We start from the raw sequence: 12,780 nt of genomic DNA, 5'->3' as shown, positions 1-12,780 counted from the left end.
GTCGTTTGTCTTGTTGAAACGAAGAGGGGTGGAGGGCCGGAAAAATCCGGCCATCGCACTCCCGCAATCTCAGTTCAAAAAGATCCGAACGCTTCGGTAAGATTTGGACTTACAGGGAGCGCTGGATCGTCTCCACGCGATAACACTCGATTACGTCACCGGCTCGCATGTCGTGATAGTTCTCGAAGGCCATGCCGCATTCCTGGCCCGACTGGACTTCCTTCACTTCGTCCTTGAAGCGCTTCAGCGTCGAGAGCTTGCCTTCGTGCACGACCACGTTGTCGCGGATCAGGCGCACATTGGCGCCGCGTTCCACGGTGCCGTCGGTGACCCGGCAGCCGGCGACCTTGCCGACCTTGGAGATGTTGAAGATCTCCAGGATCGCGGCATTGCCCAGCATGGTTTCGCGCAAGGTCGGCGCGAGCAGGCCGCTCATCGCCTTCTTCACGTCGTCCACGAGGTCGTAGATGATGTTGTAGTAGCGGATCTCGATGCCGTTGCGCTTGGCCGCCGCGGCCGCTTCCTTGTTGGCTCGAACCGAGAAGCCGATGATCGCGGCGTTGAAGCCTTCCGCGAGCGTCACGTCGGATTCCGAAATGCCGCCGACGCCGGCATGCAGGATGCGGGCTGCGACTTCGTCGGTGCCGAGCTTCTCCAGTGAGCCGAGGATCGCTTCCAGCGAGCCCTGCACGTCGGCCTTGATGATCAGCGGGAATTCCTTGCGGCCCGCGGTCTTCAATTGGGACATCATCTGCTCGAGCGAGCCGCGCATGCCGGAGATCGAGGCAGCCGCGTTCTCGCGCTTCTGATGCGCGCGGTAGCTGGTGATCTGGCGGGCGCGGGCTTCGTTCTCGACCACCGCGAGACGATCGCCGGCTTCCGGCGGACCGTTGAAGCCGAGCACCTCGACCGGCACCGAAGGACCGGCCTCCTGCACCGTCTCGCCCTGATCGGAGATCAGCGCGCGGACGCGGCCCATCTCGGCGCCTGCGACGATGATATCACCGACACGGAGCGTGCCGCGCTGGACCAGCACGGTCGCGACCGGACCACGGCCGCGATCGAGCTTGGCCTCGATCACGGTGCCTTCGGCCGGACGCTCCGAATTGGTCTTGAGGTCGAGGATTTCGGCCTGCAGCGCGATCATCTCGAGCAGCTTGTCGAGATTGGTCTTGTTCTTGGCGGACACCTCGACGTCGACGACTTCGCCGCCGAAGGATTCGACCTGAACCTCGTGCTGGAGCAGCTCGGTGCGGACGCGCTCGGGCTTGGCATCGGGCTTGTCGATCTTGTTGATGGCAACGATGATCGGCACGCCTGCCGCCTTGGCGTGGTTGATGGCTTCGACCGTTTGCGGCATCACGCCGTCATCGGCCGCGACCACCAGCACGACGATGTCGGTGACCTTGGCGCCGCGGGCGCGCATCGCAGTGAACGCAGCGTGGCCGGGCGTGTCGATGAAGGTGATCTTCTTGCCGCTCTCCGGCGACAGCACCTGATAGGCGCCGATATGCTGGGTGATGCCGCCGGCTTCGCCGGAAACCACGTTGGCATGGCGCAGCGCATCGAGCAGCGAGGTCTTGCCGTGGTCGACGTGACCCATCACTGTCACGACAGGCGAACGCGGTTCGGTGTCGGTGGAATCATCGACCTGGTCGAACAGGCCCTCTTCCACGTCCGAGGCGGCAACGCGCTTGACGGTGTGGCCGAGCTCTTCCGCGATCAGCTGCGCGGTGTCGGCGTCGATCACGTCGGTGATCTTGTGCATCGCGCCCTGCTTCATCAGCATGCGGATGACGTCGACCGCGCGCTCGGACATACGGTTGGCGAGCTCCTGGATGGTGATCGCTTCCGGAATCGTCACCTCGCGGATGAGCTTTTCCTTGGGCTCGTTCGAGGCGTGGCCCTTGAGGCGCTGGGTGCGGCGGCGGAACGAGGCGATCGAACGCTCGCGCACCTCATCGGCATTGAGCGCGGTGACGACGGTAAGGCGGCCGCGCTCCTTCTGCGGGCCGGGCTTGTGGGTGGTCTTGGGGGCGGCCGCAGGACGCGCGACACCGCCGGGACCGCGACGGATCTGGCGCGGACCGTCGTCCTCGTCGGGTCCGGCCGCAACCGCGGGAGCGCGCCCCGCCGGGCCGGCCGGCCGCTGAGTGGTCGTCGTCGGGCGCGCAGTGGTGGTCGCCGCAGGTCGCGCCGTACCTGGCGCGGAGCGGGGAGCGCTAGTCGCCGGAGCTGCCGTTGCGGGACGTGCGGCAGAAGGCTGCTCGCCTTCGCCAAAACGCTTCTTGGCCTCGGTCTCGGCCTTCCGCTTGGCTTCGTCCTCGTGGCGATGACGCTCATCCTCGGCCTTGCGACGGGCTTCGGCGGCTTCGCGCTCGGCGCGTTCGGCAGCCTCGCGGGCAGCGCGGCGCTGCGCCTCTTCCTCGGCCTGACGGCGTTCCTCGACCTCGCGCAGCTTGGCATCGGCCAGCGCGCTGGCGCGGGCCGAACGCTCATCTTCGGTCAGGGTACGCAGCACCACCCCGGAACCGGCGTTGCGCGGTGGGGCGGGCGGCGGGGCAGGGCGCGACGGCGCGGGCGCGGCCGGTGCCGGTTTCGCCGTCACCTCAGGCGTGTGCGGCTCGGGGCCGTCGCCAATGCGGCGCTTGCCGCGCTTCTCGACCACGACCTGCTTGCTCCGGCCGTGGCTGAAGCTCTGGCGCACGGTGCCCGTTTCGACGCGCGGCTTGAGCGATAGCGTCTTGCTCGGAACGCTCAGCTTCTTGTCGCCAGGGGTCTTGGTATCAACCATTCAGCAGTCCTAATCCTGATCTGTTGTCGTTGTGCGTTGCCGCACCGTCATATCGGTTCGTCGTTGTCTCTCAGAAATCCTGGCCGTGTTTTTCGGCCGTCTTGCCATCGTCCGCCATCCGGTATCGGACCAGCATCTGGCTACGTGACAGGAATGACCTGCTCGCCGGGCCCGCGAGCAGCGCAGCATGTATCACATTTGACCGGGTCAGTGCCAAATCCAATTCTATCGATTTCAGCGCGGTGACGACGGGAATCTGCGGCTTGGCGCCGCGATTTCCGGCATTTTGACGCGCCAGCATGTCCAATTTGCGGATTCCGTCCGCGGCCCCGTCGCTGGCGTGGATCAGGACCTCGACCGTACCTTCCCGAAGGGCGCTCTCGACCTTGCCGAAGCCGGCCACGACCTGGCCCGCCTTGGCGGCGATCCCAAGGGCTTCCGTCACGCTCCGAACCAGGAGCGCTTCGATGTCGGCGGGAAGCGTCTGAGGGGCGCGCAGCTCGCGCTTGAAGGCCTTGTTAAATTGGTGACGCCGCACGGCTTCCGCAACCACCTGCCGCGAGGCGGTGATCCACATGCCGCGTCCGGGCAGCTTGCGCTTGAGGTCGGGAACTATGTCGCCTTGCGGCGAGACGACGAAGCGGATCAGCTCGTCGATCGGCCGGACCTTGCGGCTGACCGCGCACATGCGCATGGTCGCGGACCTTTCGGTCCGCGGCCCATGGTCGAGTTCGCTGTCAGTGCTGGCGAGCATCCGGGTGACATTCTCCTTCGCCCTTAAGCCGGCTGATCTTCGCTCGCCTCAGCCTCCTCAGCGGGCTTGGCAAGATCGGCCTCGGTGATCCAGCCGGCCTTGACGCGGGCCTGCATGATCATCGCTTCGGCATCGTCGCGGGAGATGTCGATGCCGTCGAGCGCACCAGCGTGCTTGGTTGGCTCGCTGCCTTCCTTGCGCTCGGTCCAGCCGACCAGATCGTCGGTGGCGCAGCCGGCGAGATCGTCGACGGTCTTGATGTCGTTCTCGCCGAACTTCACCAGCATTTTCGAGGTCACGCCGGGCACGTCCTTGAGGGCGTCCTCGACGCCAAGTTCCTTGCGTTTGGCCTCGAGCTCGGCTTCCTGCTGCTCAAGATATTCGCGGGCGCGGTTCTGCAGCTCCTGCGCGGTCTCCTCGTCGAAGCCCTCGATGCTGGCGAGTTCCTTGACGTCCACCATCGCGAGTTCCTCGACCGAGGTGAAGCCTTCGGACGCCAGCAACTGGCCGACAACCTCGTCGACGTTGAGCGATTCCATGAAGACGCGGGTGGAGTTTTCAAAGTCAGCCTGGCGACGCTCCGATTCCTCCTGCTCCGTCAGGATGTCGATGTCCCAGCCGGTGAGCTGCGAAGCCAGACGCACGTTCTGGCCGCGGCGGCCGATCGCCAGCGAGAGCTGGTTGTTGGTGTCGGGCACGACGACCTCGATGCGCTCGCGGTCTTCGTCGATGACGACCTTCGAGACTTCGGCCGGTGCCAGCGCGTTGACCACGAAGGTCGCGATGTCGGGCGACCAGGGAATGATGTCGATCTTCTCGCCCTGCAATTCGTTCACCACCGCCTGCACGCGCGAGCCGCGCATGCCGACGCAGGCGCCGACCGGATCGACCGAGGAATCTCGGGAAATCACGCCGATTTTCGCGCGCGAGCCGGGATCGCGGGCGACCGCCTTGATCTCGACGATGCCATCATAGATCTCCGGCACCTCCTGCGCGAACAGCTTCGCCATGAATTGAGGATGAGTGCGGGAGAGGAAGATCTGCGGGCCTCTCGTCTCGCGGCGGACGTCGAAGATATAGGCGCGGACACGGTCGCCGTTGCGGAAGACTTCGCGCGGCAGCATCTCGTCGCGACGGATGATGGCTTCACCACGGCCGAGATCGACGATCACGCTGCCATATTCGACGCGCTTGACGACGCCGTTGACGATGTCGCCGATGCGGTCTTTGAATTCCTGATATTGCCGGTCGCGCTCGGCCTCGCGCACCTTCTGCACGATCACCTGCTTGGCCGACTGGGCGGCGATGCGGCCATATTCCAGCGGCGGCAGCGTGTCGGCGATAGTGTCGCCGACCTGGGCACCGGGATTGGCGCGCTGTGCATCCACCAGCGAGATCTGGTTTGAAGGGTTTTCGACCTTCTCGACCACAAGCATGTGGCGCGACAGCCGCAGCTCGCCCTTCTTCGGGTCGATCTCGGCGTGAACGTCAGTCTCGCTGCCGTAACGGGCCCGCGCCGCCTTGGCGATGGCGTCCTCCATCGCGGCGATGACGATGCCGCGGTCGATCGATTTCTCGCGCGCAACGGCGTCCGCGATCTGGAGCAATTCAAGTCGATTGGCGCTGACTGCCATGGCTAGTCTCCTTCGTCAGGCTCGATCTCGCCCCGTCGCGCGCGTTCGGCGGCCAGGCGATGTTTCTTTGTATTGGTCGGTGCCGGCTTTTTTTTCGGCTTGGTGTTCTTGGTGATCTTCTCGCTAATCTGGGCGTGCGGCGCCGGAGGCGGCTCGAGGCCAAGATTGCGACGCATCTCGCGCGCCTCGGCCTTGCCGCGGCGCATGGACTCCGCAATCAGCTCGTCGGTCAGCACCAGCCGCGCCTCGCCAATGTCCTCCATGGTCAGGAGAACGTCGGCCTCATCGCCAGCCTTGACGTCGTCGCGATGCAGATGCACGCGATCGCCTTCGACAGCACCGAGCGTGCCGCGGAACCGCTTCCGCCCCTCATGGGCGACCGCCATCTCGACCTTCACCAGATGTCCAGCATAGCGCTCGAAATCGGAGCGGCGCACCAGCGGGCGGTCGATTCCCGGTGAGGAGATTTCCAGCCGGTAGGCGCGATCGATGGGGTCGGCAACGTCGAGCACAGGCGACAGCGCCCGCGAGATCGCCTCGCAATCCTCAATCTGCATCGAGCCGTCCGGCCGCTCGGCCATGATCTGCACCGTGCAGCCGGCCTCTCCGGAGATACGGATACGCACCAGGCGATAGCCCATGCCCTGGAGCACGGGAGCTGCGACCGCGGACACCCGGGCCGCGACGCCCGGCTCGACCACGAGCCGCGGCTCGGCCAGCAATTCGGCATCCGTGGAACCAGAGTTCGGTTCGGTCATAGCAGGGGTCAGGCGCTCGATTGGTTAAGGCTGGGTTAATGTCAAAGCCCGCTTCGGAACTCTCCCGACAACGCGTCGGGCCGCATCCTCCGCCAAGCCGTGTTCAGGTAATAAAAAAGAGCGGGTCCTTTCGGGCCCACTCTCACTACGCGGATCGTATGAGAAGATGAATTGCCGCTGATATAGCCCTTTCGCCCCTCCCGGACAAGGCCCATTGCAGGGCAGAGGACGCTTTTTGCGTCCTTTGGGCGGCTCGCCCCGCAACGCTTCCTTCATCAAGCAGGCCTAGATTCCCCGATTGTGGGGCGGCTTGAGCTATGGCGCGCCCACGGCGTGCCAGATCCCCGAGTTGCGTTCCATGACCGTTGCCACCTCGCTGATTCCTGGATTGGACGATATCGTCAAACGCGGCGACCCCCGACGTCGCGGCGAGATCGCGCGGGCCATCTCCGCATTATTTTTCCGGGATGCCGAAAAACTCCGTCCCGAGCTGATCGATCTGTTCGACAATCTCCTGATCGATCTCGTCCCGCATGCCGAACTCGCTTCGCGCGCCGATCTCGCCGAGCGCTTCTCGCGCCTCGGCAACGCGCCGCCGCATCTGGTGAACCAGTTCGCACGCGAAAACGAGATCACGGTGGCCGGCCCCGTGCTGCGCCGCTCGCCCGTGCTCGACGAGGCCGCCCTGGTCGAGATCGCGCGGCTGAAGGGTCAGGGCCATCTGCTGGCAATAACGGAGCGCCCCACCTTGCCGGCCGTCGTCACCGACGTGCTGGTCGAGCGGGGTGATCGCGACGTGGTGCGTCGCGCAGCCGGCAATTCAGGTGCTGTCTTCTCGCCCGGCAGCTATTCCGAGCTGATCAAGCGAGCCGCGCAGGACGGCGTGCTGACGCTCAAGATCGGTCAGCGCAACGATCTCTCCGGCGAGCACCTGAAGGAGCTTCTCAACGGCACGCTCGACGTCATCCGCCGCCGCCTCTCCAGCGTGGTCAATCCCGCGCGCCAGGTCGAGATCAAGCGCGCGATGGAGGCCATCGAGGAGGCGGCGCGGCCGCCAGGGCCGCGCCGTGACTTCTCGGCGGCACAGCGAACGGTGACGGCCCTGCATCGCGAGGGCCATCTCGGTGAGAGCGCGCTGCTCGGTTTCGCCAAGGCACTCAAATACGAGGAATCGATCGCCTCGCTCTCGGCGATGACCGGCGTCCGCCTCGCGATTCTCGACCGCCTGATCGCGGGCGATCGCTACGATCCGATTCTGATCCTGGGGCGCGTGCTCAATCTCGGCTGGCCCACGGTGCGCGCGCTCATCCTGCTGTGGTATGGGCCGCATCGCACCCCGGCCGATGCCGACATCGTGGCCGCGCGCATGAACTTCACGCGCCTCATGCCGACGACCGCCGAGCGCGTCGTGAATTTCTGGCGCAACCGGCAGACGATTTGAGGTCCTATCGTCCCCGGGCGGTGCGCAGCATCGAACCCGCAACCTCGAGATCCGGGTTCGCGCTGCGCGCGCCCGGGAATGACGACTACACTCTCCTGAACCGCAGATAGGCCGCCTTACGTCCTTCGCGCGCGGCCTTCCGGCCGTAGCGGGTCATGGTGTAGCCCACCCATGGCTGCCGGAAATCGTCGGCGCGTTCGGCAAGCCAAACGAAATCCGAAGAGCGGGCAAGATGCGACAGCGTCCAGGCGCAGTAATCGTCGATGTCGCAGACGAAACGGAATTCGCCGCCAGGCTTCAGCACGCGCGCCATTGCGGCAATGGTCCTGTCCTGGACGAAGCGCCGCTTCCAGTGCCGCCGTTTCGGCCAGGGATCGGGATGGATCAGGTCGATCCGCGACAACGAGGCCTGCGGAAGCCAGGCCAAGAGCTCGGCGGCATCTCCGGCGAACAGGCGGATGTTGCCGATGTTGGCCGCCTCGATCTGCGCGAGGATTTTGGCCATGCCGTTGACATAGGGCTCGCAGCCGATGAAGCCGGTAGCGGGAAAGCTTTGCGCCTCGGCCGCCAGATGCTCGCCGCCACCGAAGCCGATCTCGAGCCGCACCTCGCTCGCCGCGGGGTCGAAGATCTCGCCGGCATTCGCCGGTGCCTCGCTCGCGATGTCGAGCGCAAGATGCGGCAGCAGCTGATCGATCAGCCCGGCCTGGTGCTGCCTGAGCTTGTGACCCTTGCGGCGTCCGAAGAAGGCGCGCTCGCTGTCATCGCGCGCGGGATCTGATTTGCGCTCGCTCATCGCAGCGTCTGGTACAGGCGATGGAGCAGCCGCGCGCGCGGCGCGAGCGAGGAGACGTAGAGCTGCTCATAATGCGTGTGTGCGCCCTTGCCGTCGACGCCGAGCCCGTCGAGCGTCGCGGTGTGCGCAGCGGTAAAGTTGCCGTCCGAGCCGCCGCCGGTGTGGGTGTCGATCAGCTCGAAGCCGATCTCGGCGGCAAGCGTCTTCGCATGCTCGTAGAGCGCCGCGCCGGCATTGCTCTTCTCGTAAGGCGGGCGATTGAGCTCGCCGGCGACCGCAACGGTGACGCCGTCGGTCTTCGACGTGAGCGCGAGGATCTTGCCGACGAACTCGTCCGCATCCTTGAGGCTCAACACGCGCAGATCGACTTCGGCATAGGCCTCTTCCGGCGTCACGTTGGGGCGCGTGCCGCCGCGCACCACGCCGACATTGACGGTGACGCCACGCTTGAGGTCGTTCATCCCTTCCAGCGCCAGGATCACGTTGGCGAGCTCGCGGACGGCGCTGCGGCCGTCCTCCGGCCGGGAGCCCGCATGCGCGGGCACGCCTTTGATGAGGACCTGGAAGCGTCCGACGCCCTTGCGTCCGGTGACGATCCTGCCCCCGTCGCGCGCCGGCTCCGTCACCAGCACGTATTTGGCCAGGCGACCTTCCTGCTCGATCAGCGCACGTGAGGTCGGGCTGCCGATCTCCTCGTCGGAGGTGAACATGTGGGTGATGCCGAGCGGCGAACGGTCGCCGGCGGCGCAGAGCGCGCGAAAGGCATGGTAGGCGATGTAGGCGCCGCCCTTCATGTCGTAGATGCCGGGACCGAACGCGCTGTCGCCTTCGACCTTGAAGGGCAGGCGCTCGATGAAGCCCAGGGGATGAACGGTATCGAGGTGGCTCAGCACCAGGATGCCCGGCCGGTCCTGGCCCCAGGTCGAGCGCGCCACGAGATGATCGCCGCAGCCATTGACCCCAGCGACGCGCTCGAGCGTGGCGGGCAACCCGCGGTATTGCTCGGCGACCACGGAGATCAGCTTGTTGACCTGCTCGGGCGCTTCCGTCGGCGTCTCGATCTCAACCCAGCGGCGGATGCCATCGAGAATGGTTTGGGAATCGAACCAATTGGAGCTGGCCATGAACGCATCTATGCCCTTGAACTGCATCATCGGAGAGAACGCGCATCGAGGGCGCGGTCGGAAATGACGACATAGGCCAGATTTGGCGCAGTCTCAAATCGCCAATTGCGATGAGCACGTCAGCGCTTGTCGGGGCCTTCGCGCGCGGCGATCTGCTCGACGAGATCGACGATGGAGCGGCGCATCTTGGAATCGGTGATTCGGGTGAACGCCTTGGTCAAGGCGAGTCCCTCTGATGTCGCGAGGAAGTCAGAGACGTAAGAGGGCGAGGCGCCTTCGCTGAAGCCATCCGGGCCCGGCACACCGCTCGGCCCGCCCTCGAACAGGAACGACACAGGTACCTGGAGAATCTCGGCGATCTGCTGAATGCGGCTCGCGCCGACCCGGTTGGTGCCCTTCTCGTATTTCTGGATCTGCTGAAAGGTCAGGCCCAAAGCTTCACCGAGCTTTTCCTGGCTCATGCCCAACATGATGCGGCGCATACGCACGCGACTGCCGACATATTTGTCAACAGGGTTGGGCGCTTTCGACATTTCCTCAGCCCTCCAAACATCACCCTCGGCGCAATCATCAGGCCTGCCTCGGGTGCCAGCACCGTCAAATCGAACCCTCTTATTGGGAAACATTGCGGAGAAATTTAGCAATGTACCGCTGTCTTTCGCAGCCGGCGCAGATTGAGGAGCCCGCCTGCAGTCTGTCAACCGTGGGACTACGGTTGTCAAGGATACAGCCACGTCCGCGGCGAGGCGATCAGGGGTGCCGTTTGGCGACACGCCGGCGGACCGCCACAATCACCGCGAGCGCGACGAGCATGGCCGCGGGCACGTCGCCGACGCGCGCATAGACAGTCGATGGGATCGCGGCGGGCAGGTTTGCATCCAAAATGCCTTCGATTCCGAGACCGAGGCTGGCGATGGTGCGTCCCATCGGATCGATCACTGCGGAGATGCCGGTGTTGGCGGAGCGGACCAGCGGCAGGCCGAGTTCGATCGCGCGCATCCGCGCCTGCTCGAGATGCTGATAGGGGCCGGTCGAGATGCCGAACCAGCCGTCATTGGTGAGGTTCACGATCCAGCCCGGAGGTTCGCTGCGTGCAGCCACCTCACCGGGGAAAATGACTTCATAACAGATCAGCGGCAGCGCGGGCGGCGCGCTGGCGACCGGCAGCGCATGTCGCACGGTGCCGGCAATGAAGCCACCGCGCACGCGCGTCAGCTGCTCGAAACCGAGCTTCTCCATCAGCTCCTGATAGGGAAGAAATTCGCCGAACGGCACCAAATGCAGCTTATCGTACATTGCGAGCACGCTGCCATCGTGGTCGATCACGTAGATCGAATTATAGGCGCGCGTGATCGGTGTGCCCCGCGGCAGGTCCGGCGCGCGGACCGACCCCGTGATCAGCACAGTGCCCTTCGGCAGCAGATCGGCGATTTGCGCCATCGCGTCGGCTTCGCGGGTCAGGAAGAAGGGAAAGGCGGATTCCGGCCAGATCAGGATGGTGGCATCGCGAACGCCGGTCGATTGCGGACCAGAGGCGCGGTCTGACAGCGCCAGATATTTCTTCATCACCTCCGCCTTGGCGGCGTAGTTGAATTTCGCGTCCTGCTGCAGGTTCGGCTGCATCAGGCGCAGCTTGGCGCCAGCAACCATCGTGGTCGGATGCAGCGACAGGCGGATCGCGCCGAAGATGCTCATGACGATCAGAAGCGCGATTGCGGCGGCCGGTGCGCGCCATTGCAGGCGGCGATCGGGCGCGCGATCGATCAGCGTCGCAGGGCTCGCGAAGATCGCGACGGTCAGGAACGTCATGCCCCACAGGCCGATCAGCGATGCCGTCTGCGCCAGCGGCAGCGGCTCGGACAGCGCGTAGCCGAACGCGTTCCAGGGAAACCCGGTCAGCGCGTGGCCGCGCAGCCATTCGCTGATGGTGAGGCTTGCTGCGAGCGCCAGCACGCGCGTGGCGTTCTTGGTCCAGAGCAGGCGCGCCAGCGCAAAGCCCATTGCCGTGAAGATCGAGAGATAGGCCGGCAGGCCCAGCACGGCGAATGGTGTGAGCCAGGCGAACACGTCGGCGTCGACGAAGAATGCGTAGCCGATCCAGTAGAGACCGGGGACGAAATAGCCGAGCCCGAACCAGTAGCCGGTCAGCGCGGCGGCCGGAACGCCGCCATATCGTCCGGCGCCGGCGCCGTCGATCAACCAGACCAGCACCGGGAAGGTGAGGAACAGCACCGGAAACAGGTTGAACGGTGCCAGCGCCAGCACCGACAGTGCCCCGGCCGCCATGGCGATGACGGCGCGCTTCCATCCCCAGGTGAGGATGACGGCAAGCGCAATCTGCCGAAGTCGTTCTAATGGGCTCACTGCGGACCGGTCCCGTCGCTTGGCGGCGGGGTGGGCGTGTCACTGGCCGGTGGTTGGCCGCTCTCCGGCGCAGCCTCGCGGCGTCGGCTCTCGCGCTGGGTGCGGGGCGCGGGACGTTCCTTCCGCGTCGAGATGCGCAGCCGCTTGACGCGGCGCGGATCGGCATCGAGCACCTCGACCTCGTACGTGCCGGGGCCCGAGATCACTTCGCCGCGCACCGGCAGGCGCCCGACGAAGCTGACCAGATAGCCGCCCAGCGTCTCCACTTCCTCGCCGGCCTCGCCGGTGACGAAATCCTCGCCGATCACCGAGCGGACATCGTCGAGGCTGGCGCGGGCATCGGCGATGAAGGCGTTGTCCGGCAGGCGCACGATCGAGGGCGGCTCGTCGCTGTCGTGCTCGTCGTCGATCTCGCCGACGATCTGCTCGACGATGTCCTCGAGCGAGACCAGCCCGTCGCTGCCGCCATATTCGTCGACCACCAGCGCGAGGTGGATGCGCGTGGCCTGCATCTGCGCGAGCAGGTCGATCGCCCGCATCGAGGGCGGCACGTACAGCAGCTTGCGGATGATGCGCGCATCGTGAAGCGGCAGCGCGAGATCGACGGCGCGCAAATCGAGCCCGGCCGGCAGCGGTTTCTTGCGCTTGGTCTTGGTGGCCTCCGACACGCGCGCACGGGCGGTCATGAAGGCGAGCAGGTCGCGGATGTGGACGATGCCGACGGGATCGTCCAGCGTCTCGTTGTAGACGACGAGACGCGAATGGCCGGCGCTCTCGAAGCGGTCCATCAATTCGCCGAGCGGGATGTCGCGCTTCACCGCGATGATGTCGGCGCGATGGACCATGACGTCGGCGATGCGGCGCTCGTGCAGGCCGAGGATGTTGCGCAGCATGGTGCGCTCGACCGCGGAGAAGCCGGTGTCGTCAGGGGTGGCCGCGTTGAGCACGACCTGGAGATCGTCGCGCACCGATCCCGCCTTCCAGCCGAACAGCGTCCGGATGGCGCGCAGCAGCCAGCCTTCCGCGGTCGGCCGCATCACCTCACCTTGGGTCACGACGGCGGGCAAATTGCGCGTGTTGCGCGGGTTGTCCTGGATTGGATCGGAATCCGGCAT

The 12,780-nt window shown here is 65.6% G+C and carries 10 protein-coding genes; 1 reads left to right on the top strand and 9 read right to left on the bottom strand.

Annotated elements, in window-relative coordinates; translation table 11 throughout:
• Positions 1 to 109: 109 nt before the first annotated feature.
• From infB to rimP, 4 genes are all read right to left on the bottom strand, one after another.
• The gene (gene infB, locus IVA96_RS24730) at positions 110 to 2,794 is read right to left on the bottom strand and encodes a translation initiation factor IF-2 (RefSeq protein ID WP_247419792.1); all 2,685 of its coding nucleotides are present in this window, start codon (positions 2,792 to 2,794) and stop codon (positions 110 to 112) included.
• Between the two features lie 70 nt (positions 2,795 to 2,864).
• Complete coding sequence (locus IVA96_RS24725) at positions 2,865 to 3,548, bottom strand: RNA-binding protein (protein WP_247419790.1); 684 nt, start codon at positions 3,546 to 3,548, stop codon at positions 2,865 to 2,867.
• Positions 3,549 to 3,571: 23 nt separating this feature from the next.
• A complete protein-coding gene (nusA, locus tag IVA96_RS24720; protein WP_247419787.1) occupies positions 3,572 to 5,182 on the bottom strand; it encodes a transcription termination factor NusA in 1,611 nt (536 codons plus the stop codon).
• Between the two features lie 2 nt (positions 5,183 to 5,184).
• Positions 5,185 to 5,940, bottom strand: coding sequence for a ribosome maturation factor RimP (gene rimP, locus IVA96_RS24715; protein ID WP_247419785.1), 756 nt, complete (start codon positions 5,938 to 5,940; stop codon positions 5,185 to 5,187).
• Between the two features lie 358 nt (positions 5,941 to 6,298).
• Here rimP and IVA96_RS24710 point away from each other — a divergent pair, with 358 nt between their 5' ends.
• Complete coding sequence (locus IVA96_RS24710; protein ID WP_247419784.1) at positions 6,299 to 7,381, top strand: DUF2336 domain-containing protein; 1,083 nt, start codon at positions 6,299 to 6,301, stop codon at positions 7,379 to 7,381.
• 85 nt (positions 7,382 to 7,466) lie between these two features.
• On the opposite strand, the gene trmB is transcribed toward IVA96_RS24710, so the two are convergent.
• The 5 genes from trmB to IVA96_RS24685 form a co-directional block, all read right to left on the bottom strand.
• Positions 7,467 to 8,177, bottom strand: a complete 711-nt coding sequence (trmB, locus tag IVA96_RS24705) for a tRNA (guanosine(46)-N7)-methyltransferase TrmB (protein ID WP_247276478.1) — start codon at positions 8,175 to 8,177, stop codon at positions 7,467 to 7,469.
• Positions 8,174 to 9,331 (bottom strand): M20 family metallopeptidase, encoded by a 1,158-nt coding sequence (locus IVA96_RS24700; protein ID WP_247276477.1) that lies wholly within the window; start codon positions 9,329 to 9,331, stop codon positions 8,174 to 8,176. The genes trmB and IVA96_RS24700 overlap by 4 nt, the downstream gene beginning before the upstream one ends.
• Positions 9,332 to 9,420: 89 nt before the next feature.
• Positions 9,421 to 9,834 (bottom strand): helix-turn-helix transcriptional regulator, encoded by a 414-nt coding sequence (locus IVA96_RS24695; RefSeq protein WP_018319423.1) that lies wholly within the window; start codon positions 9,832 to 9,834, stop codon positions 9,421 to 9,423.
• Positions 9,835 to 10,051: 217 nt separating this feature from the next.
• A complete protein-coding gene (gene lnt, locus IVA96_RS24690) occupies positions 10,052 to 11,665 on the bottom strand; it encodes an apolipoprotein N-acyltransferase (RefSeq protein ID WP_247419780.1) in 1,614 nt (537 codons plus the stop codon).
• The gene (locus IVA96_RS24685; RefSeq protein WP_247276475.1) at positions 11,662 to 12,780 is read right to left on the bottom strand and encodes a hemolysin family protein; all 1,119 of its coding nucleotides are present in this window, start codon (positions 12,778 to 12,780) and stop codon (positions 11,662 to 11,664) included. Before IVA96_RS24685 ends, lnt begins: the two co-directional genes overlap by 4 nt.

This window comes from Bradyrhizobium sp. 159, assembly GCF_023073795.1.
In the GTDB taxonomy this organism is placed as follows: Bacteria; Pseudomonadota; Alphaproteobacteria; order Rhizobiales; family Xanthobacteraceae; genus Bradyrhizobium.
Note: the sequence above shows the minus strand (reverse complement) of the source record. Positions and strands in the feature narration are given on the sequence as shown.

Excerpts from the sequence above, each read along its gene's own strand:
- IVA96_RS24685 (WP_247276475.1), bottom strand. The coding sequence starts at position 12,780 with ATGCCGGATTCCGATCCAATCCAGGACAACCCGCGCAACACGCGCAAT.
- IVA96_RS24725 (WP_247419790.1), bottom strand. The coding sequence starts at position 3,548 with ATGCTCGCCAGCACTGACAGCGAACTCGACCATGGGCCGCGGACCGAA.
- trmB (WP_247276478.1), bottom strand. The coding sequence starts at position 8,177 with ATGAGCGAGCGCAAATCAGATCCCGCGCGCGATGACAGCGAGCGCGCC.
- IVA96_RS24700 (WP_247276477.1), bottom strand. The coding sequence starts at position 9,331 with ATGATGCAGTTCAAGGGCATAGATGCGTTCATGGCCAGCTCCAATTGG.
- infB (WP_247419792.1), bottom strand. The coding sequence starts at position 2,794 with ATGGTTGATACCAAGACCCCTGGCGACAAGAAGCTGAGCGTTCCGAGC.
- nusA (WP_247419787.1), bottom strand. The coding sequence starts at position 5,182 with ATGGCAGTCAGCGCCAATCGACTTGAATTGCTCCAGATCGCGGACGCC.
- IVA96_RS24710 (WP_247419784.1), top strand. The coding sequence starts at position 6,299 with ATGACCGTTGCCACCTCGCTGATTCCTGGATTGGACGATATCGTCAAA.
- rimP (WP_247419785.1), bottom strand. The coding sequence starts at position 5,940 with ATGACCGAACCGAACTCTGGTTCCACGGATGCCGAATTGCTGGCCGAG.
- IVA96_RS24695 (WP_018319423.1), bottom strand. The coding sequence starts at position 9,834 with ATGTCGAAAGCGCCCAACCCTGTTGACAAATATGTCGGCAGTCGCGTG.